Origin of the sequence: Variovorax sp. J22P240, assembly GCF_030316855.1 — a bacterium.
In the GTDB taxonomy this organism is placed as follows: domain Bacteria; phylum Pseudomonadota; class Gammaproteobacteria; order Burkholderiales; family Burkholderiaceae_C; genus Variovorax.
Genome location: NZ_JASZYR010000009.1, coordinates 167,006 through 190,810, shown reverse-complemented (window position 1 = coordinate 190,810; position 23,805 = coordinate 167,006). Strand labels below are relative to the sequence as shown.

At 67.3% G+C, this 23,805-nt stretch carries 27 protein-coding genes; 21 read left to right on the top strand and 6 right to left on the bottom strand.

The features are described from left to right. Nucleotides 1-225: 225 nt before the first annotated feature. Both QTI24_RS21365 and QTI24_RS21360 read right to left on the bottom strand, forming a co-directional pair. Nucleotides 226-984 (bottom strand): SOS response-associated peptidase, encoded by a 759-nt coding sequence (locus QTI24_RS21365; protein WP_286603199.1) that lies wholly within the window; start codon nt 982-984, stop codon nt 226-228. Continuing rightward, entirely contained in the window at nt 984-1,208 is a 225-nt protein-coding gene (locus tag QTI24_RS21360; protein WP_286603198.1) for a hypothetical protein, read from the bottom strand. The genes QTI24_RS21365 and QTI24_RS21360 overlap by 1 nt, the downstream gene beginning before the upstream one ends. A 53-nt stretch (nt 1,209-1,261) precedes the next feature. Between QTI24_RS21360 and QTI24_RS31505 the strand changes: the two genes are divergently transcribed. The 4 genes from QTI24_RS31505 (at nt 1,262) to QTI24_RS21345 (ending at nt 4,281) form a co-directional block, all read left to right on the top strand. Continuing rightward, the gene (locus tag QTI24_RS31505) at nt 1,262-1,753 is read left to right on the top strand and encodes a hypothetical protein (RefSeq protein WP_353506106.1); all 492 of its coding nucleotides are present in this window, start codon (nt 1,262-1,264) and stop codon (nt 1,751-1,753) included. Further along, nucleotides 1,750-2,775 (top strand): tyrosine-type recombinase/integrase, encoded by a 1,026-nt coding sequence (locus tag QTI24_RS21355; protein WP_286603197.1) that lies wholly within the window; start codon nt 1,750-1,752, stop codon nt 2,773-2,775. The genes QTI24_RS31505 and QTI24_RS21355 overlap by 4 nt, the downstream gene beginning before the upstream one ends. A gap of 196 nt (nt 2,776-2,971) precedes the next feature. Further along, the gene (locus tag QTI24_RS21350; protein ID WP_286603196.1) at nt 2,972-3,631 is read left to right on the top strand and encodes a sigma-70 family RNA polymerase sigma factor; all 660 of its coding nucleotides are present in this window, start codon (nt 2,972-2,974) and stop codon (nt 3,629-3,631) included. Continuing rightward, entirely contained in the window at nt 3,628-4,281 is a 654-nt protein-coding gene (locus QTI24_RS21345) for a ChrR family anti-sigma-E factor (RefSeq protein WP_286603195.1), read from the top strand. The genes QTI24_RS21350 and QTI24_RS21345 overlap by 4 nt, the downstream gene beginning before the upstream one ends. A 308-nt stretch (nt 4,282-4,589) precedes the next feature. Here the strand turns inward: QTI24_RS21345 and QTI24_RS21340 are convergent, their stop codons facing one another. The 4 genes from QTI24_RS21340 to QTI24_RS21325 all read right to left on the bottom strand — a co-directional run bounded on the left by QTI24_RS21340 (nt 4,590) and on the right by QTI24_RS21325 (nt 6,942). Beyond that, a complete protein-coding gene (locus QTI24_RS21340; RefSeq protein WP_286603193.1) occupies nt 4,590-4,895 on the bottom strand; it encodes a hypothetical protein in 306 nt (101 codons plus the stop codon). Then, nucleotides 4,882-5,136 carry a hypothetical protein gene (locus QTI24_RS21335; RefSeq protein WP_286603191.1) on the bottom strand — a complete coding sequence of 85 codons (255 nt, stop codon included), beginning with the start codon at nt 5,134-5,136 and terminating at the stop codon, nt 4,882-4,884. Before QTI24_RS21335 ends, QTI24_RS21340 begins: the two co-directional genes overlap by 14 nt. A 106-nt stretch (nt 5,137-5,242) precedes the next feature. After that, the gene (locus tag QTI24_RS21330; protein WP_286603189.1) at nt 5,243-6,157 is read right to left on the bottom strand and encodes a ParB/RepB/Spo0J family partition protein; all 915 of its coding nucleotides are present in this window, start codon (nt 6,155-6,157) and stop codon (nt 5,243-5,245) included. Further along, entirely contained in the window at nt 6,157-6,942 is a 786-nt protein-coding gene (locus QTI24_RS21325) for a ParA family protein (protein WP_286603188.1), read from the bottom strand. Before QTI24_RS21325 ends, QTI24_RS21330 begins: the two co-directional genes overlap by 1 nt. 369 nt (nt 6,943-7,311) lie before the next feature. On the opposite strand from QTI24_RS21325, the gene QTI24_RS21320 reads away from it, so the two are divergent. From QTI24_RS21320 to QTI24_RS21240, 17 genes are all read left to right on the top strand, one after another. After that, entirely contained in the window at nt 7,312-7,812 is a 501-nt protein-coding gene (locus QTI24_RS21320) for a hypothetical protein (protein ID WP_286603187.1), read from the top strand. Between the two features lie 64 nt (nt 7,813-7,876). Continuing rightward, nucleotides 7,877-8,179, top strand: coding sequence for a hypothetical protein (locus QTI24_RS21315; protein WP_286603185.1), 303 nt, complete (start codon nt 7,877-7,879; stop codon nt 8,177-8,179). Between the two features lie 11 nt (nt 8,180-8,190). Continuing rightward, complete coding sequence (locus QTI24_RS21310) at nt 8,191-8,493, top strand: TrbC/VirB2 family protein (RefSeq protein WP_286603184.1); 303 nt, start codon at nt 8,191-8,193, stop codon at nt 8,491-8,493. Nucleotides 8,494-8,504: 11 nt separating this feature from the next. Then, nucleotides 8,505-8,885 (top strand): VirB3 family type IV secretion system protein, encoded by a 381-nt coding sequence (locus tag QTI24_RS21305; protein ID WP_286603183.1) that lies wholly within the window; start codon nt 8,505-8,507, stop codon nt 8,883-8,885. Then, nucleotides 8,882-11,398, top strand: a complete 2,517-nt coding sequence (locus QTI24_RS21300) for a VirB4 family type IV secretion/conjugal transfer ATPase (RefSeq protein ID WP_286603182.1) — start codon at nt 8,882-8,884, stop codon at nt 11,396-11,398. The genes QTI24_RS21305 and QTI24_RS21300 overlap by 4 nt, the downstream gene beginning before the upstream one ends. After that, a complete protein-coding gene (gene virB5 / locus QTI24_RS21295) occupies nt 11,391-12,125 on the top strand; it encodes a P-type DNA transfer protein VirB5 (RefSeq protein ID WP_286603181.1) in 735 nt (244 codons plus the stop codon). The genes QTI24_RS21300 and virB5 overlap by 8 nt, the downstream gene beginning before the upstream one ends. A gap of 250 nt (nt 12,126-12,375) precedes the next feature. Next, nucleotides 12,376-13,452, top strand: coding sequence for a TrbL/VirB6 family protein (locus tag QTI24_RS21290; RefSeq protein ID WP_286603180.1), 1,077 nt, complete (start codon nt 12,376-12,378; stop codon nt 13,450-13,452). 155 nt (nt 13,453-13,607) lie between these two features. Next, nucleotides 13,608-14,330 carry a VirB8 family type IV secretion system protein gene (locus QTI24_RS21285; protein WP_286603178.1) on the top strand — a complete coding sequence of 241 codons (723 nt, stop codon included), beginning with the start codon at nt 13,608-13,610 and terminating at the stop codon, nt 14,328-14,330. Then, complete coding sequence (locus tag QTI24_RS21280; protein ID WP_286603176.1) at nt 14,327-15,160, top strand: TrbG/VirB9 family P-type conjugative transfer protein; 834 nt, start codon at nt 14,327-14,329, stop codon at nt 15,158-15,160. Before QTI24_RS21285 ends, QTI24_RS21280 begins: the two co-directional genes overlap by 4 nt. Continuing rightward, complete coding sequence (virB10, locus tag QTI24_RS21275) at nt 15,157-16,509, top strand: type IV secretion system protein VirB10 (RefSeq protein ID WP_286603175.1); 1,353 nt, start codon at nt 15,157-15,159, stop codon at nt 16,507-16,509. Before QTI24_RS21280 ends, virB10 begins: the two co-directional genes overlap by 4 nt. After that, complete coding sequence (virB11, locus tag QTI24_RS21270; RefSeq protein WP_286603173.1) at nt 16,478-17,611, top strand: P-type DNA transfer ATPase VirB11; 1,134 nt, start codon at nt 16,478-16,480, stop codon at nt 17,609-17,611. Before virB10 ends, virB11 begins: the two co-directional genes overlap by 32 nt. After that, nucleotides 17,577-19,481: a type IV secretory system conjugative DNA transfer family protein gene (locus QTI24_RS21265; protein ID WP_286603171.1), complete on the top strand. Its 1,905-nt coding sequence runs from the start codon at nt 17,577-17,579 to the stop codon at nt 19,479-19,481. The genes virB11 and QTI24_RS21265 overlap by 35 nt, the downstream gene beginning before the upstream one ends. 33 nt (nt 19,482-19,514) lie before the next feature. Further along, the gene (locus QTI24_RS21260) at nt 19,515-20,675 is read left to right on the top strand and encodes an LPD7 domain-containing protein (protein WP_286603170.1); all 1,161 of its coding nucleotides are present in this window, start codon (nt 19,515-19,517) and stop codon (nt 20,673-20,675) included. Nucleotides 20,676-20,685: 10 nt separating this feature from the next. Then, a complete protein-coding gene (locus QTI24_RS21255) occupies nt 20,686-21,285 on the top strand; it encodes a phospholipase D family nuclease (RefSeq protein WP_286603169.1) in 600 nt (199 codons plus the stop codon). Between the two features lie 12 nt (nt 21,286-21,297). After that, the gene (locus QTI24_RS21250; RefSeq protein WP_286603168.1) at nt 21,298-22,005 is read left to right on the top strand and encodes a TraX family protein; all 708 of its coding nucleotides are present in this window, start codon (nt 21,298-21,300) and stop codon (nt 22,003-22,005) included. Between the two features lie 86 nt (nt 22,006-22,091). Beyond that, nucleotides 22,092-22,571, top strand: a complete 480-nt coding sequence (locus QTI24_RS21245) for a hypothetical protein (RefSeq protein WP_286603165.1) — start codon at nt 22,092-22,094, stop codon at nt 22,569-22,571. Further along, entirely contained in the window at nt 22,568-23,692 is a 1,125-nt protein-coding gene (locus QTI24_RS21240) for a zeta toxin family protein (RefSeq protein ID WP_286603164.1), read from the top strand. Before QTI24_RS21245 ends, QTI24_RS21240 begins: the two co-directional genes overlap by 4 nt. Nucleotides 23,693-23,805 lie beyond the last annotated feature (113 nt).

Here is a 23,805-nt window from a genome sequence, read left to right as displayed (position 1 = left end):
GGCGTGACGCGTGTCGCTACCTTTACGGCCGAAGCTGGACGGGCAACTGAAGGTACGACGCGTGCTCGCCCCCGGTATGGATGACGTGCTGGCCACTGTTGGCGCGCACGTACTCTTCAATGGCTGGCATGAGGGTGCCGAGGAGATGGCGGGAACTGACGACGAAGCGCAACTGCTCGCCGGGGTAGAACGCCAGGCCGATCGGCAGAAGGTCTCCTGCAACAATCAGAAAAGCGAAGGCTCTTCCGGCGGCGCCTTCCTCGCCCGGGCAGGTTTCGGCTTGGGCTCCTTCGGCGGCAGCGGTTCGGCCACCATACCCAGGCGCTCGGCCGGAAACTTCCGCATGAACTCCATCGAGCGCTCGGGCGGTGCATCGAGCCACTCGCCGTACTGCGCCTGCGGCAGGATCACGACCATGCGCTTGTCCTGCATCTCCGGCGGGCGCTTCAAGTCGGGCCGGTGCATGAGCCTGAAGAGCGGATGCGTGTCGGCGTTGATCGTGAGCATCGCGAAGCTCAACTCCCACTCGGCGGTTTCGGGGTTCTTCCACGGCGACCAGAGACCAGCCACGCCGAGCGTCTCGTCGTTGGCGGCCGTGAAGCGCGTCGGCACAAACTGGCCGCTGCGCCAGTCCGGCTCGTAGATCGCCTCGCACGGCACGATGCAGTGCCGCGGCTTAGCCCAGGCGTTCTTGAAGCTCGCAAGTTCGCGGACAGTCTCGGTGCGCGCGTTGTACGTGTTGACGCCGTACCGGACCTCCTTGGCGAAACCGGGCAACAGACCGAAATGCCCCTCGACCAGTTCGAAGTCCGGCACCGCCTCGTCGCCCGACTCGCGCTCGGGCGGCCGGCGAATGAACGGCGCCATCTGCGTCGGGTAGATGTGCAGGCCGCCGGGCGGCGGCTCCCAGTCGGGCGGCAACCGGATGCCGAAGTGTTTCTCGATCTGCCTGCGGCGCTTTTCCGCTTGATAGTGGCTGCACATCAGCGCATTGTGCGGGGCCTCGGTTCATGCGCCACCGGGGCCAGCCATTCGACAGCCGCCGACACGGGCGACATGGCGCGCAGGCGTTCGTCGTCCCAGAGGTCGGCCGCGATCTCGTCGAGCTGCTCTGGATCCACCGTGCGCCAGCGCCGGTGCAGCTCGTGTGCACACGCAGCGATCCAGATCTCGGCGGCGACAGGGTCCATGTAGAGTACTGTACGCACAACCAGTATTGTTGTCGAGACCTGCCGCGTTAAATACTGTACTGTTATCCAGTATGCTCGACACCCCGCCGCTCCACGCGAAATGCTATCCCGCTCCAAGCACAGCTTCCTGGTCGGTCGGCGCCGCCGAGCTCTTCACCGCGTTCGCGCTCACCGACGAATGCTGCGTCTCCGGTGCCTGCATTCGCACGCGCCATCCGGCAGCTCGAGTACGAGGCCTACTTCCTGATGGGTGGAGGCATCGTGCGCTGGGCGTGCGAGCGGAGGCATCCCGTGCCAGGGCCAGGGGCGCCGCCCGCTCGGCGATCTGCTTCTGCCTCTACGTGACCGAGATCGATCCCGAGCGCATGAGCGTGCCGTTCGAGTGCTTCCTCAGAGTCGAGCGCAAGGAGCCCCAGGCAGCGACTTCGAGCAGCGGCAGGAGGAAGTCATGCTGGACACCCACGTCAATTACACTAACGGCATCCAGATCGCCACTCCCTCACCCTACTAAAACCTCCTCCAAAGTCAGGAAACACCAACCCGTGCCGTTAGTGTATTTATGACGTCACTTCCCCTCTTCGAAGATGCCCCCCGCGAAGGCCATCGCCTGGCCTTCGAGCGCTGGCTGCATGACCAGCAGGCGCAGGGCTCGCTGCGGCTGGCGTCCTCGGTCGAGGTCTATCGGGACATGTGGGGGGCCTTTGCTGCGTGGTGCCTCGGCCAGTCGCCTGCCGTCACGCTGGAGGCGCTCGACGCGCGCGATCTCCAGGCCTTCCAGGCCGAGCGCTATGGCATGAAGAGTTCGGACCTGTCGCTGTCCCCGCGCCACGCCTTGCGTCTGCTGCGGCTCATCGATCGTGTCCTGCGCCACCACGCGGCCGTCACGGACACCCCCGTCAACACGGTCGCGGCCGATTGGATCGCCGCCAATCCCGAGATCCGCTACGCAGAAGCCGCGGCCTCGGATCCGTTGCCGGAATTCCTGTCGGTGTCCGAGACCAAGCAACTGATCATCTTTCTGTCGCACGCACGGCCACGGCCGCACCTGTCGGAAGAAAGGCGGGCCGCGCAGGCGTCGTTCAGCTGGCAGGAGGTCCGAAACCGCGCGGCCGTCGCACTGCAGTTGGGCGCCGGGCTGACCCCGGGCGACGTGCGCGTGCTGACGCTCGATGGACCGACCTCGCAGGGCGGACGCGTGCGCGAGCGGCCTTGGAAGGTGGCGGTTCCGGGCAACGGCAACTCGCCGGCGCGCGAAGCGCCGATCGCGCCGTGGGCCGGAGATCTGCTGCAACATTGGCTGCGGGTGCGCGCCGACGCGCGCATCGAGGGCCACTTTCTCTTTCCCTCCACCCGCAGCGGCAAGGCCTGGAGCAAGGAGTCCCACTACAAGGCAGCCAAGCAGGTGCTCGACGAGGCGGGGCTCGATGCCGCCGACGGCGGGTCGTTTCGCTTGCGGCACACGTTCGCGCTGCGTCAGCTCCGACGCGGAGCCGACAGCGAGCAGGTCGCGCGCTGGCTCGGTGTCGAGCCCGAGGCCATGGCCAGGTACCACCGGGTCGTGGCCGCCCCCCAGGACGTCATCTAGTCAACCGCCTCCGCAACCGGCGTCGCGCAACGGAGCTCGACGATCACGCCTTTCGGGCCGGGCGGCAAGGCTCGGGGGCCGATCGTCCGGCTGCCGGGTGTCGCTGCCACCTCTGGCCGCCCGGGCCCCGGACGGATTCATTCGTCTGCACGTCGTGCTGTGATCTAATTTCCCGCGCGGACCGTACCAGCTGCATATGGAACCTGCTGCACAGCCATCGATGTCGGCCTCGCAGATCGCAGCGCAACGCTCCTCACGGCTGTCGATCGTGACTACCCATTCCCATCGGAAGGCCATGCCGACCAGCGAAGAATTGACCGGCCTGGCGCGGGCCGTGGCTGTCGAATCCGACCGGCAGGCATTCGCCGTGCTCTTCAAGCACTTCGCCCCGCGCGTCAAGGCCTATCTGATCCTCGGCGGCACGGGCGACGCCCTGGCCGAGGAGATCACCCAGGAGACGATGGTCAACGTGTGGCGCAGGGCGTCCACCTTCGATCCGGAACGCGCCAGCGTATCCACCTGGATCTTCACCATCGCCCGCAACCTGCGCGTGGACTACTTTCGGCGGCAGGACGCCCGGCTGGTCTACGGGGCCGAGGAGGATGCCGAAGCCCAGGCGGACACCCAGCCCGCGCTCGACGAACATGTGCTCGCACGGGAGCGCGAATCGCGGGTTCGCGTGGCCATGGCCCGCTTGCCCGAAGAACAGGCGCTGGTGCTGCGCCTTTCCTTTTTTGAAGAACGGCCTCATGCACGCATCGCCGCGGAACTCGGAATACCGCTCGGCACCGTCAAGTCGCGCGTTCGACTCGCCGTGAACCAACTGCGCCGGCTGCTCAACGGCATCGAATCATGACCCAACATCATCCAGCGGACGATCTGCTGCTTGGCCTGGCGGCCGGCAACCTGACGAGCGGCGTGGCCGTCCTCACGGCCAGCCACGTCGAAACATGCGCGCATTGCCGCGATCGCCTCCAGGTGCTGGAGGCCGCGGGCGGCGCGCTGCTCGAAAACCTGGCGCCCGAAACGCTGTCGCCCGACGCGCTGGCCCGCACGATGGCGGCCATCGACGCGCCGCAACGCGCGCCGGCCGCGACGCAGACCGAGGGTCGCCTTCCTCGGCCACCGGAAGGCATGCAGTGGCCTCGGGCGCTGAGCGACTGCGTGGCGACCCCTTGGCGCTGGCTCGGCCCCGGTATGCGCTGGAGCCGCGTGACGCTGCCGGCAGACCCGGCTGCCAAGCTCTTCCTGCTGCGCATCGGCGCCGGCCGGAAGCTGGCGATGCACACCCACGCCGGCATGGAGTTGACGCAAGTGCTGTACGGCCGCTTCCACGATGGCCGCGACCACTTCGCGGCCGGAGACTTCGACGAGACCGACGACACGGTGCACCACCAGCCCGAAGTACCGGCGTCTGGCGAATGCATATGCCTGGCCTATGTCGGCGGCAAGGTGGTGTTTCAGGGCGTCCTCGCACGCACGCTCGGCGCGATCATGGGCATGTAGAAACGTCCATCGCTCGCTGAAATGCTTCGGGCGCTCGGTGCAAGCGGTCGACAAGCTGTTCGAGGCGTCCGCCAGCGAGGCGCCGGGCACCCGTCCCTGCCTTGGTCATCGTGAGGGGCGTCGGCCCTGAGGTATCGGATGGCACGTTGCCGGTGGTCGAGTTCATCCCGCAGCCGGCCCGCATTGAAGGAAGCGTCAGCCCCATCGGGATCGAGTTGCAGCGGCTTGTCATCGCTGTCGAGCGCTCCAGGGAAGCGGTTCGGGTCCTCGCCAGAACTCTGACCGGTGCGTCGCCGCAGCAGCCCGCGTCACTGCTCAGAGCGAAGCCGCGCACGCTTCTGCCTCTCGAACCGCGCTTTGGCTGCGCGCACCAGGTCCGCGGGACCGCTCAAGGTGACTTCCGACCATCCGTCGGGAAGGCCATAGCTCTGGACGGCTTCCTGCACCATGCGACGAATCGCATAGATGCGCTGGTGAATCACACCGTACTCCGTGGACAGCATCTTGGCCGAATCGTTGCCGAGGAACAATCGCCGCGCGATCTCGAGCGTGCGCGGATCGAATCGGCGCTCCCGCGCCACACGCTCCAGCAGCGCTTCGTCAACGACAGTCATGGTCGGGGGGCAAGGTCATGAAAAGGCTCATCAGGCCCAAGAATAGCCAATAGAGCATCAGGGTGCCGACCGAGAAGCCGAGCATGCCCCAGCGCGGGAAGCGCGGATCGCCGATCAGGAAGCCGAAGATCAGCGTCACCAGAAAGCTCAAATACGCGATCGGCACCAAGGTCGCGCGCAGCACGGGCTCGATCAGCACGAGCAGCGCGCAGCAGGTGATGCGAAGCAGCTGCAGCGCCACGAAGCACACGCCAAGCAGAAGCCTCAGCGCAAGCGGCCGAGCCAGGCGCCGAGACCTTCTCGCAGCGCGTGCCGCCCGGGTATCGATCATGGAGCGACTCATGGGCCTACTCCTCGGTGGCCCAGCACAGGGGCCTCAGTTCGACCAGCCGCACCAGGGTGCGGCTGCCATCGCCGAAGTGCACCTCGCCGACGTCCCTGTCGTGCGCCTTCAGGCGCAACGAGCCGCGCCGTCCGCTGTGCTCGACCACGAGCACCGTGCGCCCCGCGCTGACAACGCCGCCGGCACGGATCGGGACGGTGGCCGGCGAACGGTCCGCAGCGGCCGGCTGCGGGCGCGCGACTGCCAGCAGCGCGTCCACGTCGGCGCGACGGATCGGACCCGCCTGGGCCAGCACCGCAGCGACCTGCTCCGGACGCTCCTTGAGGGCGCCGGCCAACCGGTACAACACGCGCAGGTCGGCGCCCAGTCGACCTTCCTCGAAGGCTTGCCGCACCGCGGCCGGGGCGTCGATCAATGCTGCGATCTCGGTGACGAAGGAACGCGGCTTGCCCAGGCGACGGGCGATCTCCGCCCTGGTGTGCCCTTCGTGCTCGCGCTCGGCAATGAAGAGCGCCACGTCGAACGGAGACATGTCTTCGCGGTGCAGGTTCTCCACGGCCTGTGCATAGGGATCGATGCGCTCATCGAGGAACGCCGGGATCCTCACCAGTCCCGCCATCCGACTCGCGCGCAGGCGCCGCTCACCGCGGTTGACGACATAGCCGCCCGCGATGTCGGCGTGGGGGCGCACCGAGATCGGCTCGAGCACACCATGCAGGCGGATCGACTCGGCCAGTTCCGCAAGGCTGGCCTCGCTGAGCGTGCGCCGCGGCTGGCGCCGGTCGAGGTCGATCCGCGTGAGCTCGATCTGGAGCAACCCGATGGGCGAAGACGTGGAAGCCACGTCGATCTCCGCCAGCAATGCACTGGCCCTGAACTGCGCGAGGGCGCTGAGGTCGAGCGCTTCGATGCCGTCCATCACGGACCCTCCTGCACGGCGTTCGCCGGCTCCACGCCGTCGATGCGCTGCATCAACAGGTCGAGCGCCACGGCGACCTCGGCCGCTGCGTCGCGCGCCGAGCTCTTTGCCAGGCGCCAGAGCGGCACGCCTGCGGCCAGTGCCTCGGGGATCGCCGAGCGGGTGGAGATCTTGGCTGGGATCACGAACTCGCTGTAATGGGCGACGAGATCGTGCAGCGCGGCCTTCTGGCGCACGGAATGCGGGTTGTAGCGATTGGCGAGCAGCCCGGCCAGCCGCAATCCGGCGTTGTAGCGCCGCCGGATACCGAAGATGGTCTTGAGCATGTCGGTGACGCCGTCGATGCTGTATTCCTCGAGCTCGATCGGGCAGGCCACATGCGTCGCCGCGATCAGTGCGGCGCTCATGCGCAGCCCCAGCGAGGGCGGTGTGTCGATCACGAGGAAGTCGAAGGACTCCGCGAGCGTCGTGACCTGTCGGCGAAAGACGGGCAGGATCAGCTCGGGCCTTGCCAGTTCCAGATCGGCCAGCCGCTTGGTTCCTGCGAAGAGCGTGAGGCATGGCGTGGCCGACGCGATGGCCGCAGTCGCTTGCGGCTCGAAGAACTCGACGGCCTCGCGCCCGCTGGCGAAACGGGCGAGCGATTTAGAAGCGTTGGCCTGCGTATCGAGGTCGATGACGCCGACCCGCAGTCGGTGCCGCTCTGCGAGCCACTCGGCAAGCAGCACACTCAGCGTCGACTTGCCGACGCCACCTTTTTGATTCGTCAGGACCACGACACGCATTTCCGGCTCCTCGTGCAAGCCTCTTGAGAACCTTCGGTCGACAGCCGCGAAACCTTCTGTTGCCCCTCTTGCGGCGGTGCAGCAGGCGGCGCATTGAGGCCCGCTGTTCGAGGCCCTACGATGGGATGGCCCGACATCGCCGCGCGTTCGCATCGTGTGGCACCGAAGTGACGCATGCTTCTCCGACAGCGTAGCTCCGAAAACTTTCCGTGTCCATACATGCTATAGCTGGCTATAGCAATAAAAAGAACGCAATCTGTCTTGACCGTGTATTTGGGGTTGTGGAACAGTGCGCCCATGGAAGCAGGGTCTCGTCAACGCCAACGTGCTGTGTTGAAGGGCTGGACGGGGCCCGGGGCCGTGCGCTGCTTGATGCTCCTGCTCGTCCTCGTCGCCCCTGTGGCGATGGCAGAACCTGCGTTCCCCGGCGCCCGTCCCACAGTCACGGTGGTCGAGCAATCCGCCCGCGACAGCGAGCGGATGCGCGTCCTTCACGACGAATTGAGGCAGTCGCGCCGCGACGCCGAGTCGCTGGCGCGACGCCGTGCCGAGCGGCTTGCGGCCGGCGATGCGACGGGGGCGGACGAAGCGGAGGCCCAAGGAGCCCGGGTGCTCCAGGATATTGACGCGCTCAAGCGCGAGATCGGCACCGCGCAGCCCGGCCCGGCGGCGCGGGGCAGCACGGCCGCACCACCCGCCGCGGCCGCGCCTGCCACGGCATCCAAAGCGGTGCCCGTGAAGAGTCGACCGCCCGCCCGCTGGTGGGACGTGTACGGCAGGGCCGCCGCGGCCCGTGCCGCCGCCGATTCCTCCTCCACCGCGTCGGGCGTCGACGCCACGCGCCACGCCCTGACCCGCCGCCTGGAGTAGAGCATCATGTTCCGCTGCCGTCTCCGTCACAATCCTGCGCCATCCAGAGGAACCAAGGACAACCATGGCCACGACGCGTCGCGACACATCCGCGGAGACGAAGCGCACGACGCAGCCCCTTCCCGACGAACTGACAGCGATGGAGTTGCTCGAGTTCCTGCGTCGCCGCGAGGTCAACGAGCTGATCGTGGTGGAGACCGAGCCCCATCGCTACCAATTGCAGGCCCGGATCACGTGGCGGGCGGGTCGCTCGACGGTCACGGGCACGCGCGGGCCGCGCACCTACCGCAACCTGAACACCCTCGTCACCTACCTGAAGACCCAGGACATCGGCAGCACGCTGGTGCGACTCGAGCTGCTGGCCTGACCCGCCGCGCCATGGCGCAGCGGGTCGGGCGCGCTGGCCATGTCCCGCTGTGGGCCGTGCTGGCGGCACTGGTGGCGTTGGCGCCGGAGTTGGCCGCCGCGGGCAGCCCGTTCGCGACCGGCGCCAACGCCACGCAGTCCCAGTTGGTCGCCATCCTGACCCCGTTGGCCGCGGTGGCGGTCATGGTGTCGGGGGTGATGGCCTGGTTCGGGCGCATCAGCTGGTTCTGGATGGTCGGCGTCATGCTGGGCACGGTGCTGGTGTTCGGCGGGCCACAGATCGTCTCGTGGATCCGCGGGATGTTCGGCGTGTAAGGCGCATCGCCATGGATCGCAACCAGGGCATCGTGGCCGACCCCCTCTTCGTCGGCATGACGCGGCCGTCGATGGTCTGGGGCGTGACCTACTCCGCGTTGATGTTCAACGCCGTACTAACGACCGAGGCGTTCATCTTGACGAAGAACCTCGCCTGGCTGCTGGCCTTCCTTCCGATCCACGGCGTGCTCTATCTGGTGTGCCTCTACGAGCCTCGCTTCTTCGACCTGCTGCAGCTCTGGGGTCGCACCCGGCTGCCGGCGCTGCTCGCGGGCAACCTGCGGCACTGGCGCGCCAGCTCGTACAGCCCGTTGGCCCTGGACTTGCCGGATGCACGCGGGCGGCGGCGCCGCCGAACGCCACCGGTCGTCCTTCACGGGAGGCAATCATGACGCTGGGCCTGCAGAAGGACCGGCTCTTGCGCCGCGAAGCGGGCGCCGACGGCATGATCCCGCTGGTCACGCACGTCGATGCGCACGTCGCGCGCACGCGCGCGGGCGACTACGTCCAGACGCTGCGCCTGGCGGGCGCCAGCTTCGAGAGCGCGGACGATGAAGACATCAACAACTGGCACGAGCGCCTCAACGTCCTGTGGCGCAACATCGCCTCGCCCCATCTCGCGCTGTGGACCCACGTTGTTCGTCGGCGCGAATCGGCCTGGCCGCCGGGCCGCTGCGTTGCCGGCTTTGCCGGGGAGTTTGAAGAGCGCTATCGGCGCCAGATGGCCCGGGAGCACCTGATGGTCAACGAGCTCTACCTCTCGCTCGTCTTTCGGCCGCAGCCCACGCGCATGGGCAACGTGACGCTGCGCTTGCTGAAGTCCACCGATCTGGACGGCGCACGCGCGGAAATGCGCGACTCGCTGGACGAGTGCGCCAAGAAGCGTCAGGAGCTCCTCGCGGCGCTGGAGCGCTACGACCCTGAGACCCTTGGCGTCTACCGGCGTGACGGCAGCGACGTGCTCTGCTCGAGCCTCCTGGAGTTCCATGGCCTGCTGATCAACGGTGAATGGCAGCGCATGCCGCTGCCCCGTGCGCCGCTCAACGAGGTGCTGGCCACGAGCCGGCCCTTTTTTGGCAATGAGGCGATGGAGTACCGGACGGGCACCCAGACCCGGATCGGCGCCTTTCTGGGGATCAAGGAGTACCCGACCCCGAGCGCGCCCGGCATGTTCGGTGCCCTGCTCACCGCGCCTTTTCCGTTCGTGCTGACGCAAAGCTTCACGTTCCTGAGCAAGGGCAGCGCGACCGACATGATGACGCGCCAGCACCACCGCATGGCCGCCGCCGGGGACATGGCAGTGTCGCAAGCGGAAGAACTCAAGGAAGCGCTCGACGACCTGATGAGCAACCGCTTCGTCCTCGGCGATCACCACTTCACGCTCCATGTCCTCGCGGACGCCTTCGATGGCGCGGGCACCGCGGCGGTCGCGCCAAGGCTCAAGCAACTCAATGACCATGTCGCGCAGGCGCGCTACCTGCTGGGCGACACGGGCATGGTCGTGGCGCGCGAGGACCTGGCACTCGAGGCGGCCTTCTGGGCGCAGCTGCCGGGCAACTTTGCCTATCGCACCCGGAAGGCGCCGATCACGAGCCGCAATTTCGCGGCGATGTCACCCTTCCACAATTTTCCGACGGGCCGCGCGACAGGCAACTTCTGGGGTGACGCGCTCGCGATGCTCGTGACACGCGCAGGCTCGCCCTTCTATTTCTCGCTGCACGCGAGCGACCCGCGACGCGCCGACGGCGGCAGTCGCCGCGACGTCGGGCACGTGACCGGCGTGGGACCGGTGGGAACGGGAAAGACCACCCTGCTGGGCTTTTGCATGATCGCCATCTGCAATCGGCTCGATGCCACGCAAGTGATCTTCGACAAGGACGAGGGATTGCATATCCTGGTGCGGGCCTTGGGCGGGCGCTACCTGCCTCTCAAGAACGGGGTGCCCACCGGTTGCAATCCGCTGCAGCTGGACGACAGCCTCGCCGACAACCTGGAGTTCATGCGGCAATGGCTGCGCCGGCTGGTGCTTCGCAGCCCGGCCGACATCCTCACCGTCAGGCAGGAGGACGACCTCGACCAGGCCCTTCGAGGCACCCTGCGCCTGGAGCTACCCTACCGCCGGCTGTCACGCCTTGCGGCGTTTCTCGACGTGACGGACCCCGAAGGCATGCATGCCCGGCTGCGCCCGTGGTGCGCGACCGAGCATGGCGAGTTCGCATGGGTCTTCGACAATCCTGCAGACGAAGTCGCACCGCTGCTGGACCGGCATGCGCTCGTTGGCTTCGACGTGACGGACTTCCTCGACCACGATGTCGTGCGTGCGCCGCTCACGATGTACCTGTTCCATCTGGTGAATCGCATGGTCGATGGCCGGCCGCTGGTCTGCTGGATGGACGAGTTCGCCAAGTTGCTGAACGACCCCGCCTTCGCGAGATTCGCCAAGAACGGTCTCGAAACCTGGCGAAAGAAGAACGCCAACATTGCCACCTTCACCCAGAGCACCAGCCACGTCCTGGACTCGGCGATCGCCCGCGCGATCGTGGAGCAGACCCCGACGAAGATCCTGTTCCCGAACCCCGAGGCCGATCACGCGGAGTACACGGAGGGCTTCAACCTCACGGACCGCGAGTTCGCCTTGATCAAACAGGAACTGGAGCCCGGCTCGCGCCAGTTTCTCATCAAGCAGAACCATGTCAGCGTCGTGGCGCAGCTGGACCTGCGGGGCTTCGACGACGCACTGCAGGTAATCTCCGGCCGCACGGCCCATGTCCGGATCATGCGCGAGGTCATCGCGCAGGAGGGCCCGGAGCCCGCGCGGTGGCTGCCACGCTTTCGCGCCGCGCTCTCGGGTGTATCGATGTCGGGCCACAGCGCCCCCACCTCGAAGGAGCATCGCCATGCGTAGACGACTCATCGGTCTCATCCTTGCAGCCGTCGCGGCGACGATGCCGTGGCACGCGCAAGCGGGCATCCCGGTCATCGACATGGCCGCCGTAGCCAACCTGATGCAGCAGCTTGGCGCCTGGCAGCAACAACTCTCGGGCATGCAGCGTCAGTACGACCAACTCACGCAATCCAACGCGCAACTGCAGCAGACGTACACCGCCTTGACCGGCACGCGAGGCATGGAGCAACTGCTGCCTGGGTCCGACGTTGCCCGGAACTACCTGCCACCGAGCTACAGCGAACTGATGAACACCGTCAATGCCACGTCCGGTGGGTATGCCGGCCTGTCCGGCCAGATCCAGTCGATCATGCGCGCCAACAGCATCCTCTCGGGCTCCCAGATGAGCGCACTGAGTCCGGAGATGCGCCAGGTCGTCGAGCAGGGCCGCCAGGCTTCCGCAATGTTCAGCGCCATGAGCCAGGGCGCCTATCAAAATACCAGCCAGCGCTTCTCCGCGTTACAGCAGCTGGTTGACCGCATCGGGACTGCGAGAGACCCCAAGGCAATCCAGGATCTCCAGGCCCGCATACAGGCCGAGCAAAGCATGCTGACCAACGAACAAACGAGGTTGCAAAGCCTTTATCAGACAGCTCAGTCAGAGGATCTGGCCAGACGTCAGCGCAACCGCGAACGCTCAGCCTCTGACGTCGGTTCGTCTAGATCCCTCGCTCGCGTCGACTACTAGAGATGGAGTACTCAAAATGTCCAAGCTCCTCTGGCCCCTAGTCATCGTAGTCACAGTCGTTGTAGCAGCCGGAGGCACCTACTTTATCGTGCAGCAGAACCCCCCCAATCGACCCTCTCCTCACCGACCAGCAGCGCTGTGGAGTCGCCAGAAAGCAAGCCCGTCACCCGTGACGAAGAGCTCCGTCGAAGGAAGTTGGAAGGCATAGGGAACACCAGAGATCTCAAGCCCGTCCCTATTCCATTGGGCAATGCGAAATAGTGAGGACGCTGTGGGCTTCTTCGCGCAATTTTTCTCCTGGCTGAACGTGCAGGTCGCTGACTACGTCAGTACAAATACAGTCCGCGTCGCCAACGCGATTGAGCCAGCTGCCGTCACTTTGGCAACCATCTACGTGATGATGTGGGGCTTTCTGAGCCTCACCGGTCGGGTCCAGGAGCCCATCTGGGAAGGCGTCAGACGCATTTTGGTGGTTGGCCTGATTTTGGGTTTCGGACTTCGCCTGTGGAGCTACAACGAGATCATTGCAAACACCTTCTTTACGGCTCCTGATCAGCTGGCCGCCTCAGTCATCGGAGCGCCATCGCTCGTCGGAGTGATCGATCAAGTTTGGCTGGACGGCACCGCTATTGCTGAGCATCTCATCAAGAAGGGGAGCATCTTGGACAGCGACTTCGCCTTCTATGCCGCAGGATTTCTTGTCTATCTATTGGTCGGCTTGGCGGTTGTTGTGACAGCTTTCATGCTGGCCCTTTCCAAGGTAGCGATCGCTATCCTTCTGGCCCTCGGCCCAGTGTTCATCGTCATGCTCTTCTTTGATGCAACCAAGCGATTTTTTGAGTCGTGGGTCGCGCAGCTTGCAAACTACGCGCTGATTGGAATTCTCACTCTGTTCACCGGCGCCCTGCTGCTATCGGTTCTAAGGGCGTATGCCGCAAATGCCGCCACTTCGGGGACAGGCATCACGATCGCTGAGAGCGCGAGAGTTTGTCTGGCATCGGCTCTCGTATTTTTGGTGATGAGGCAGGTAATGCCTATCGCATCCGGTCTGGCGAGCGGCGTTGCTCTTACCACCTATGGAACCGTCAGCGGTGTAGTTCGCTGGGGTCTGGGCACTGCTCGGCGCACCACCTACGAATTCGGCCGCGGTGTCCTCGACGGGCTGCACCGGGAGCCGGGCAGCAGATGGGATTCGTTCCGGCGGCTGGCCGGGAACCGCGTCGGGACGGGCGTCGCCAACACTTGGAATCGGATGGGTGGCAACAGGCGTGGGGGCACGGTGGTGCCGCGCGAGCAAGTGATGCCCAACCCGAACACCCTGCGCTAAGGACAAGGAGGACAGGTTGAGGCTCATCCTTCTGCTTCTTTCCGTTGTCGCGCTGCTGTCGGCCTGCGGGACACGTCCACCGCTGCCTCCGGGGTGCGAAGGCACGCTGAGCCCGATCAATGCGACCGCCGATGTCTCAGCCCGAGGAGCGATTCATGAATCGCGAGCCCGACCTTGAGCAATACCTGCAGGAAGCCAGGAGCTGGGAAATCGATCGCGCGCGCAGCGCTGTTCGTTCCTCACGCATCGCGTGGACGGTCGCGGCCCTTGCTTCCCTCGTCGCGCTGCTCGCCGTCTCGGCGGTAGCGGGCTTGACGCCCCTGAAGCAGCCGGTCCCTGTCGTCATCCGCGTTGACAGCACCAGCGGGATCGTCGACGTCGTGCCTACCTACGAAGGCACGACGGATATCGAACAGGTCGTGACGCGCAATCTTCTGTCGAACCACGTGATTGCGCGCGAGCGGTACTTCTACGGAACGGCCGAGGCGGACTACGAGCTGGTCGCGGCACAGAACTCGCCGCGCCTGAACCAGGAATGGGCGGCCCTCTGGAACGTCAACAATCCGGCCTCACCCCTCAACCTGTTCAAAGACGGCACCACCGTTCGCACCCAGATTCGTTCGGTGAGCTTCCTGAAGCTCGAGAGCGGTCGCGACAAGCTCGCGCAGGTCCGCTTCAGTCGCTCTACCCGCCAGGGCGGCAGCGGGGATGAGCAGACAAGCCACTGGGTCTCGACCATCGAGTTCGCCTACACGCAGCCCTCCAAGGACGACAAGCTCCGGTCACTCAACCCGCTCGGGTTTCGTGTAGTCGAGTATCGGCGCGAGCCCGAGGTTGCGACGGGTTCGCCTGCAACCGGCAAGGGAGACGTGCGATGACATGCCTGGCCATCACGCGCGCGATCGTCGTCGCGGCCATGGCGACGGCGGGCTTGGTGCCGAGGGCTTCGGCTGGCACCGTGCCGCCCGCAGGCGCGGTCGATGCACGCATTCGAGTCATTGCCTACAACCCGGATGACGTGGTCGAGCTGCAAGGCTACGTCGGCTTCCAGATCCACATGCAGTGGGCGGAGGGAGAGGAGTTTGTCAACCTGGGCTCCGGCGACAACGGCGCCTTCGACGTCGGCGCCGAGCGCAACCACTTCTTCATCAAGCCGAAGGAGGCCCATGCGACGACCAATCTCACGGTACTCACCAACCGTCGTGCCTATCACTTCGACTATGCCGTGTCCTCCACGGCCCCCACCGGCAAGGCGGCGCGTCGCATGGTGTACTCGATCCGATTCACCTATCCCGCGGACGATGCGCGAGCCGCGGCCGCCGAGCGCGAGCGGCTTTCGACCGAAGCGCGCTTGAGGAAGGCGTCGACCGATCGACCGCGAAACCGCGACTACTGGTTCTGCGGAAGCGGCACGTTGAAACCGATGAGCGCCTATGACGACGGCGTTCAGACCCGTCTTCGATTCCAGGCCCGGTCTGAATTTCCGGCTCTCTTTGTGCAGAACGACGACGGCAGCGAGTCGCTTCTCAACTTCAACATCGACGACGATGAAGTCGTGATCCACCGCGTCGCTCGGCGCTTCGTGCTGCGCCGCGGCCAGTTGGTGGGTTGTGTGGTGAACCGATCGTTCACTGGCGGCGGCGCGCGCACCAGCTCGAACACCACGGTGCCGGGTGTCGAGCGCACCACGCCCGGAGCGGCGCCATGAACTGGAAGGATCGTTGGCGCGCCGGCGTGCCGCATCGTCCGAGCCGCCCGGTGGGCGACGAGCGGCTGGAAGTCGATCGGGAAACCGGCGAGATCCTCTCGGGCCGTGATGAACCTTTCGATGGCGCGCCTTCCGCTGAGCCGGATGCCACCGCCGTTCAGGGCGAGCGCGCCATCCCGTCCGTGAACCGTGAACGGTCGATCCAGTCGCGCGTGAGCAGCAGCCTCGCACTGGGCACCATCGTCCTGCTGGGCGCCGGCTTCCTGTTCTGGTACTACACGGCACAGTACGCCAGGACGCAGGACGCCGAAGACGCCACCAGAAAGGCCGCGGCGGCGCGCGCCGCCGGGGAGATGAAGGTGCCGCCATTGGGCCGCGTCGATCCGCCCGTAGCGCGGACGATGCCCGACGCCGCGGCGACCGCGCCTCTTCCCTTGCCATCGCCCGCACCCGTCCCAGCGACCCCGGGGGCAGCGCCCGCCAAGACGCCCGAGCAGCTGGCGCTCGAGCGGCAGCTTGGCGTCCCGGTGCTGCGGCGCGCGCAGACGGGCCCCGCGGCGGGCGCTGCGAGCCCCTCCCCTGCTGGCGCGTTCGCCGCATCGCCACCGATGTCCGGCCTTCCAATCGCAGCGCCGGGGATGGCACAGTGGCTCGGTGCGCTGCAGGCGCCCGCGACCGCACCCGCGGGCAGCGGGAACCTCGCGGCGATGTTGAAGCCCACGCCGACCCCGGCGGTGAGTGCGCAACTGCTGCCGACCCGCCGCATGCTGCTGCCCAAGGGCGCCTTCATCGATTGCACGCTCGAGACCGCAATCGACTCGACCTTCGAAGGCATGACCACCTGCATCGGCGCGAGCGACGTGTACGGCGCGGACGGCAAGGTGGTCCTGCTGGAGCGTGGCACCAAGTTCGTGGGCGAGCAGCGGGGCGAGCCTCGCCAGGGCCAGGGCCGCGTGTTCGTGGTCTGGAACGAGGCGCGCACGCCCACCGGCGTGGTGGTTCAGCTGGCATCGCCGGGCACGGACGAACTCGGCCGCAACGGCCTGCCGGGCTTTGTCGACACGCATTTCTGGCAGCGCTTCGGCGCCGCAATCCTGCTGTCCGTGATCGACGGCACGATGCAGGCGATCACGGCCCACCAGCAAAGCGGCAACAACATCGGCAGCGGCGGCGGTGTGGTGCTCGGCCCGCAAGGCGGCCGCGACGTGATCGCCGAGGTGCTGCGCAACACCATGTCGATTCCACCGACGGTGATCAAGAACCAGGGCGAGCGCATCCAGATCCTGGTGGCGCGCGATGTCGACTTCAGGCCCGTCTATGCACTGCGCAGCGACCCCGACCGTCGCTAGCACGGCGACGCACAGCGCCCCGGCATCCGATCGGACCGGTGCTGCGGACCCGCACGCGACGGCGAGCGACGAGCCGTCGTCGCTCGCGCTGTTCCTGGGCCCGCTGGCCCCCCTGCTCGGCGACACGGCCGTGACCGAGATCTGCATCAACCAGCCCGGCAGCGCCTTCGTCGAGCGCCAGACCGGCTGGACACAAGAGCTGCTGCCCGCCGCCACCTTCGACTGGTGCATGTCGATCGCCAAACTGGTGGCCAACTTCACGCGTCAGCGCATCTCGGCCAGCGAACCGCTGCTCTCGGCCACGCTGCCCGGGGGAGAGCGCATCCAGGTCGTGCTGCCGCCGGCGACCGAGGACCGCACGGTATCGATCACGATCCGCCGCCCTTCGAACACGCTCTGGAGCCTCGAGGAACTCGGGCAGGCCCGCATGTTCGAGCCGACGCGGGTGGTTCCGCTCGTTCGGTGCGCGGTCCCGGCGGGAACGGACCTTCCTGCGGCAGATCGCGAACTCACGCAGCTGCTGGCGCAGCACCACTTCGTCGCGTTCCTGCGCCGCGCCGTGCAGCTGCGGCGGAACATCCTGCTGTCCGGTGCCACCGGCTCGGGCAAGACGACGCTGAGCAAGGCGCTGATCCTCGAGGTGCCTCCCGAGGAGCGACTGATCACGATCGAGGACGTCAAGGAGCTGTCGCTGCGCAACCAGCCGAACCACGTCCGGCTGTTCTACTCGCAAGGGGCCCAGGGACAGGCCAGCCTCACGGCGGGCCAGTTGCTCGCGAGCGCCAAGCGACAGCGCCCCGACCGGATCTTCGTGTCGGAGCTGCGCACCGCAGACGAGGCGTACGACTACCTCGTGTCGGTCAACACCGGCCATCCGGGGTCGATCACGAGTGTGCATGCCGACAGCGCCCAGATGGCCTTCGTCGCGCTCGCTCAGCTGATGAAGCGCAGCGACGCCGGGCAGGGGATGAGCACGCGCGAAGGCGTGGAGCTTGCGCAGTTGAGTGTCGACGTGGTGGTGCAATGCGCGCGGGACCGACAGCAGCGTGCGGTGACGGAGATCTGGCATGACCCCGGGACCAAGCTCAGAGGGCTTGCATAGCCCGCTGAGGATCACGGTGGCGCTGCTGCTGGCGGCGGTGGTGGGCCTGTACCTCGCCGGCTACTTCTTCCTGATGGCGGTGAAGCTGCCACCGCACCAGGCCACGCCGCTGACCGCGTACCGCTACTGGCAGGACCACGGCGAACGACCGGACATCCGGCGCACGCTGATCCTGGCGCTGGCTGGCGGCCATGGCCTTGCGTTCGGTGTCGTCGGCTTCGCGCTGTTGCCCCGGCGCCGGCCGCTGCACGGCGAGGCAAGGTTCGCGACGAAGCGGGAGATCGCGCGGGCCGGGTTGCTTGGCGAGCACGGCATCATCCTCGGGCGGCTGGGCAATCGCTACCTGGTCTTGCCGGGCCAGCAAGGCGTCGAGCTGGAGGCGCCCCCGCGCAGCGGCAAGGGAGTCGGACTGGTCGTGCCCAACCTGCTGAACTGGCCGGGCTCCGCGATCGTCAGCGACATCAAGGGAGAGAACTTCCTGCGCACGGCCGGCTATCGCGCGGCGCACGGGCAGGAAGTCCACCTGTTCGATCCGCTGTCCGAGCGCGAGCGTTCGGCGCGCTGGAACCCGCTGGGCTACGTGTCCAGCGTGCCCTACCGCTGCATCGATGACCTGCAACGCATCGGGACGATGCTGTTCCCGGACCCGCATGCGGGCGACCCGTTCTGGACCTCTTCCGCGCGATCGCTGTTCCTGGGCATTGCGCTCTACCTGTTCGAGACCGAGGGCTCGACGCGAACCCTCGGCGAGATCTTGCGCCAGGGCATGGCGAGCGACGACGAAGGCTTTCAGAAGCACTGGAAGCGCGTGATCGACGCCTGCGAGCGGGCCGGCTATCCGCTCTCCCAGGAGGCCGTGCAGAGCCTCTACGATGTGATCGACCTGGCGCCGACCACGGCCTCGAGCATCCGCAAGACCTTCACGAGTCGGCTCGACCTCTGGCTCAACCCGCTGATCGACGCGGCGACCTCGGCCAACGACTTCGACCTGCGCGAGTTGCGCCGGCGGCCGATCTCGGTCTACGTGCAGATCAACCCGGACAACGTCGCACGGCTGCAGCCGCTCCTGAACTTGTTCTTCCAGCAGGCGATCGGCCTGCAGACGCGCGAGCTCCCGGAGAACAATCCGGCGCTCAAGCACCAGCTGCTCCTGATGCTGGACGAGTTCCCCGCACTCGGGCGCATTCCGGTGATCGCCGAGTCCACGGCCTTCCTGCCGGGCTACAACGTGCGCACGGTGATCATCGTGCAGTCGAACTCGCAGCTGATCGAGAAGTACGGCATCGAGGGCGCCAAGTCGATCCGCAAGATGCTCGCGGCACGCATCGTGTTCCCGCCCAAGGAGTTCGACGATGCCGAAGCGGTGTCGCGCGAACTCGGAACCTGCACGGTCAGGCAGAAGAACGTGAGCCGCCCGATGTGGGGCGGCGCCGGCAAGTCACCGACTGTGAGCATCAGCGAGCAGCCGCGGCGCCTGCTGCTGCCGCAAGAGGTCAAGGAGCTGGGGCCGCATCGGCTGATCCTGTTCTACGAAGGGTTGCGCCCGGTGCTGGCGCAGCGCGTGTACTACTTCCGCGACCGTTTCTTCGCCCGGCGCGAGTGCCCGCCGCCCGAAGTCCCGCGGCTCGACATCGCGAGCGTCACGCGGTTGCGAACTGCCGCCGGACCGCTTGCCCCCGTCCCCCGACCCGGTGTCCACAGCGCTTTCAAGGAGGTCCCCGCGATGCAAGCCGACCCACAGCACTTCGATGAACTCGACCTCGACGATTTCTCGCTGGATTTCGACGACGTCGAGATCCCGAAGGGCCCGATGACCGACGACGAGATCAAGGCAGCGGCCGACACGTTCATCTCGAGGCTGCTCGACTGACAAGCCCCTCGCCCCATGCAGCAGGAGACCACCATGGCCGCACCTTCCAGTCCTCCCGCCAGTGCCGGACAACCCGGCGAGCTCCCCGATGTCGACGATCCGGCGGGCGCGGCCGGCGTTGTCCAGGAGCACCTGCCGCGCCCTGGCGCGGCGGCGAACCGCCTGGTGCCGGACGCCGTCGTGCGCCGGTTCCTGCGCATCGACGACCGCTACTTCTTTCCCGATCGGACGCTCGCCTTTGTCGACCAGGGCTCCCGGCTCAAGGTGCGCACGCACAACCTCGAAGTGGTCCACAGCGTGGTGGCGATCATGCAGGCCCGGGGATGGCGAGCGATCAGGCTCAAGGGCACCGAGGCGTTCAGGCGCACGGTCTGGCACGAGGCCAGCTTGCAGGGGATTGCGGTCGACGGTTACCGGGCCAATGCGCTCGACCGACAGCTGCTGCAGCGGGCCATGGATCGACGGCCCGGCAGGACCCTGACGCAGCGAGACGAGGCGCCCGCCCGCGCGTCCGCCGATGCCAACCCGGCCAGCGCCGGCAGTGCACAACCGGCGCCCTCGGCGCAATTGCGGGAGCCCGTCACCGGCAAGTTGCTGGCATACGCGCCCGCGCCCTACCACTTTGATCCGGCCGAGCGGATGTCGTACTACGCGCGCGTTCGCACGGCAGCGGGCGAGCGCACGCTGTGGGGCGCGGACCTGGAACGTGCCTTCGCGGAATCGCGCTCGGGCGTGCGGGTCGGAGACGAAGTGACCGTGCGCCAGCGCGGTGCCCGGCCCGTGCCGGTCCGGCTTCCCCTGCGGAACGACGCTGGCGAACTGATCGGCGAGCAAAAATCGATCCGGCAGCGCATGGCCTGGGCCGTCGAGAAAAGTTCGTACCTCGCGACGCTGCGCCAGAAGGCCGAGATGGTTCGCGAGGGCCAGATGGCCGCAGACCTGGTGCTGGCCCAGCACCCGGATCTCGCAGGAGCATTGGCGGGCCTGAAACTGGCCGAGCAGTTCGCGCGCCGACTCACGCCGCGCGAGGACGAGCAGCGCCGTCTCGTGAAGGCGATCCGCGAGGGCATGGCCGATGCGCTCGCGCGCGGCGAGCGGGTGGACCTGCCCGGTCGTCGGACGCCGCCGCAACCACCCCTGCCTCCCCGCGGACGCGCTGCGCGGCGCATCGGCGATCTCGATCGCACGGCCTAGGGGTACAACCATGATGCGGCGGGTCCAACGATGCGCTGGCGCGAGTGCGGTCCTCGTGCTCGCCTCGGCGCTCGCTTTCGCGGCGCCGAGCGGCCTCCGCTGGGATTCGCCCCGGCAGCTGCCCGCTGCGCCACCGGCAGCCACCTCCACCGCGGCAGCGACCGCATCCGCAGCCTTCACGCCGGGGCAGGCCCTGCCCCTGGTCCTGGAGACGATTCGCGGCGCGCGCACTTCCATCGTGGTGGCTGCCTACGCCTTCACGAGCCGTCCGATCGCCGTGGCCCTGCGCGACGCCCAGCGACGGGGCGTCCAGGTGCGGGTCGTTGTGGACGCAGGAGAAGCGCGCCACGGCGACACGGCGGCGCGCTTCCTGGCCAACGAGCGGGTCGCGGTGCGGCTGAACGCACGCTATGCACTGCAGCACAACAAGTTCATGGTCGTCGATGCGCGCACCGTGCAGACCGGCAGCTTCAACTACACGGCGTCCGCGGCGCAACGCAACGCGGAGAACGTGCTCGTGCTGCGCAACACCCCGGATGTCGCGGCGCAGTACGAAGCGCAGTGGCGTCGCCTGTGGGAGGAAGGCATCGATCTGCCGCCGGCGTACTGAGCGGAGGACGACATGAACAAGACCCTGTCTCGGAACCCGTCGCCGGCGGATCAGCACCACGCCGGTCTGGCGATCGCCGGCGGCACCCTGGAAGCCCTGAAATGGGTGGCGCTCGCGTGCATGGCGCTCGATCATGTCAACAAGTACCTGTGGGGTCAGAGATTCGGGGTCGCATTCGAACTCGGGAGACTCGCGATGCCGCTGTTCGGCTTCGTGCTGATGTACAACCTCGCCCGCCCGGGTGCCTGCCGGGACGGCCTGCAGGCGCGGGTCGCACGGCGGTTGCTGGTGGCGGGCGCCTTGGCCGCACCGGCGTCGGTGGCGCTCATCGGCGGGTGGCCGCTGAACATCCTCTTCACGCTGCTGGCGGCCACCTGCATCGTCTGGCTGACCGAACGCGGCGGTGCGGTGCGGCGGGCATGCGCCGTGCTCGTTTTCGTGGCGGCGGGCGCGGTGGTCGAATTCTGGTGGTTCGGGCTGCTGAGTTGCCTCGGCGCGTGGGCCTTCTGCCGCAAACCGTCAGGGTTGCGGCTCGCGGCGTGGACGGCGGCCTTGTCGACGCTGTGGGTCGTGAACCGAAGCTTTGCCGCGCTCGCCTGCCTGCCGCTCGTGTGGACGGCCTGCCGGGTGGAGATCCCGATTCCCCGCCACCGCTGGGCCTTCTATGCCTTCTACCCCGCGCACTTGAGCGCCATCGCGCTGTGGGTTGAACTGAACTGAGCGGCGGCGCCATGGCCTTTCCGTGTTTCGCTGCGGGTCCTTGAGGGCGAGGCGGTGCACGCGCGCCTGCTATAACTCGCGTCGCCATGGACAACCCGATCATTCGTTTCCGCATCGACCCGCACATTGCGAAAGAGGTTCATCGGATGGCGGCGGAGATCGGGATGGAGCTGCCCGACGTCATGCGCGCGATGCTGACCAAGGCGGTGCGCAATCGGAGCTTCTCGATCGATCGCGAGCGGGACGCGCCGACGCGACTCGCCAGCGACCCGGCGGCGGGCGCCTATGAGCCGCGTTACTGGGATCCGCTGAAGCCGGCCCTGGAGGCGGAACTCGCACTCGCCCTGCTTCACCGCATCATCGCGAGGCTCACGACATCACTCGACGAGGCTCTGAGCCTCGAGCAGCCCGACCTTGCGGAATTGGAGCGCGTGCGCGACGAGCGCGATGCGGCGTGCCAGCGCCTGGCCGACTTCGATCCCAACGACCGCGGGGCCGTGCAGGGCATCCTGGCCCGGTTCGGCGCGTCGCTGCCGATCTCCGACCCTGACGGACCAGTGGAATGACCCGGCCCGAACGTCTCGGCGCGCAGGAGCGCGATCGCATCTACGTTCGCCGGATTCGGCCCGACCTGTTCGCAGGCAGCAGCGCCGCGACCACGCCCGTCGCGCTGATCGTGGCGGGCCAGCCCGGCGCAGGGGTGCCGACCGCGGCGTCCCGGCTGCGGCGTGAGCTTCTGAAGACGGCCGGGCCGGCAGTCCACCTTTGCGCCGATCGTCTGCGCGCCTACCATCCTGCCGATCGGACCGTCGAGGGCCCCAACGCATCGTGGCTGGAACTCGACGTCGCCGACTGGTTCGATCGCGCGATGCAGGACGCCCGCCAGCAACGCGTCCACCTGCTCATCGAGAACGAACTCGACGATGGCAAGGCGTCGTTGCCCAACCTGGCGGTGGCGCTGCGCAAGGCGGCGTACGCGGTGCAGACCGTGTTCGTCAGCACGGATCCGGCATGGAGCCGCATCCTGCTTGTCGCGCGCCACGACCTCGGACGCGGGCGCGGGTTGCCGTGCGCCGTCACGACGATACTGAAGCACGATGCTGCGGTCGCCCAGGTGCGCATGGTCATGGGACAGCTCGAGGACCGCCGGGCGGTCGATGGACTGCGAATCATCGACGTCAAGGGCTTGCAGTTCTATGAGAACCGGCTGATCGACGGCGAGTGGGTGCGTGCCGCGCGCGCGCAGGCGACGCTGGACGTGGAGCGCGACCGCGTGCCCCCGCCGCGGGAGCTCGTGCAACTCGCCATGCGGTGGGAGACCCTGGTCCGGCGCCTGGTGAACGATCCCGCGGTGCCGCGCGACCTGGCGAGTCAGGTGCTGCGATGGCGAGATGAGGAGGTCGCGCGGTGCGACGCCACGCCGCCCGGTGCCCAGATGCTCCAGTGGGCGCGCGAGGGCGCCGCGTTCCGTGCGATGGAGCGGCGCGAATTCGAGAAGGAGTTCCCGCATCACGGTCGCGCGGTGAAATCGCTCGGTCTCGCGATCCTTGAAGCCGAGAAGTATCCGCAGCACGAAGGCACACGCCTGGTGCTTCACGCCCGCGAGAACATCGCCCAGCGCATCGAACGCGGGGACATGGCAAGAATCGCCGCCAGGGACAAGCCGCAGGAGCCACCGACGCGTTGACCCCAGGGTCGGGCGCGGCGCTCCGGGCCAGTGCCGTGGTGACGGTGCAGGCAGCCGGTTTGCAGGTGAGCTGGAAGCTCGGGCCTATCAAGCCAGGCGCCGCAAGGCGGCCG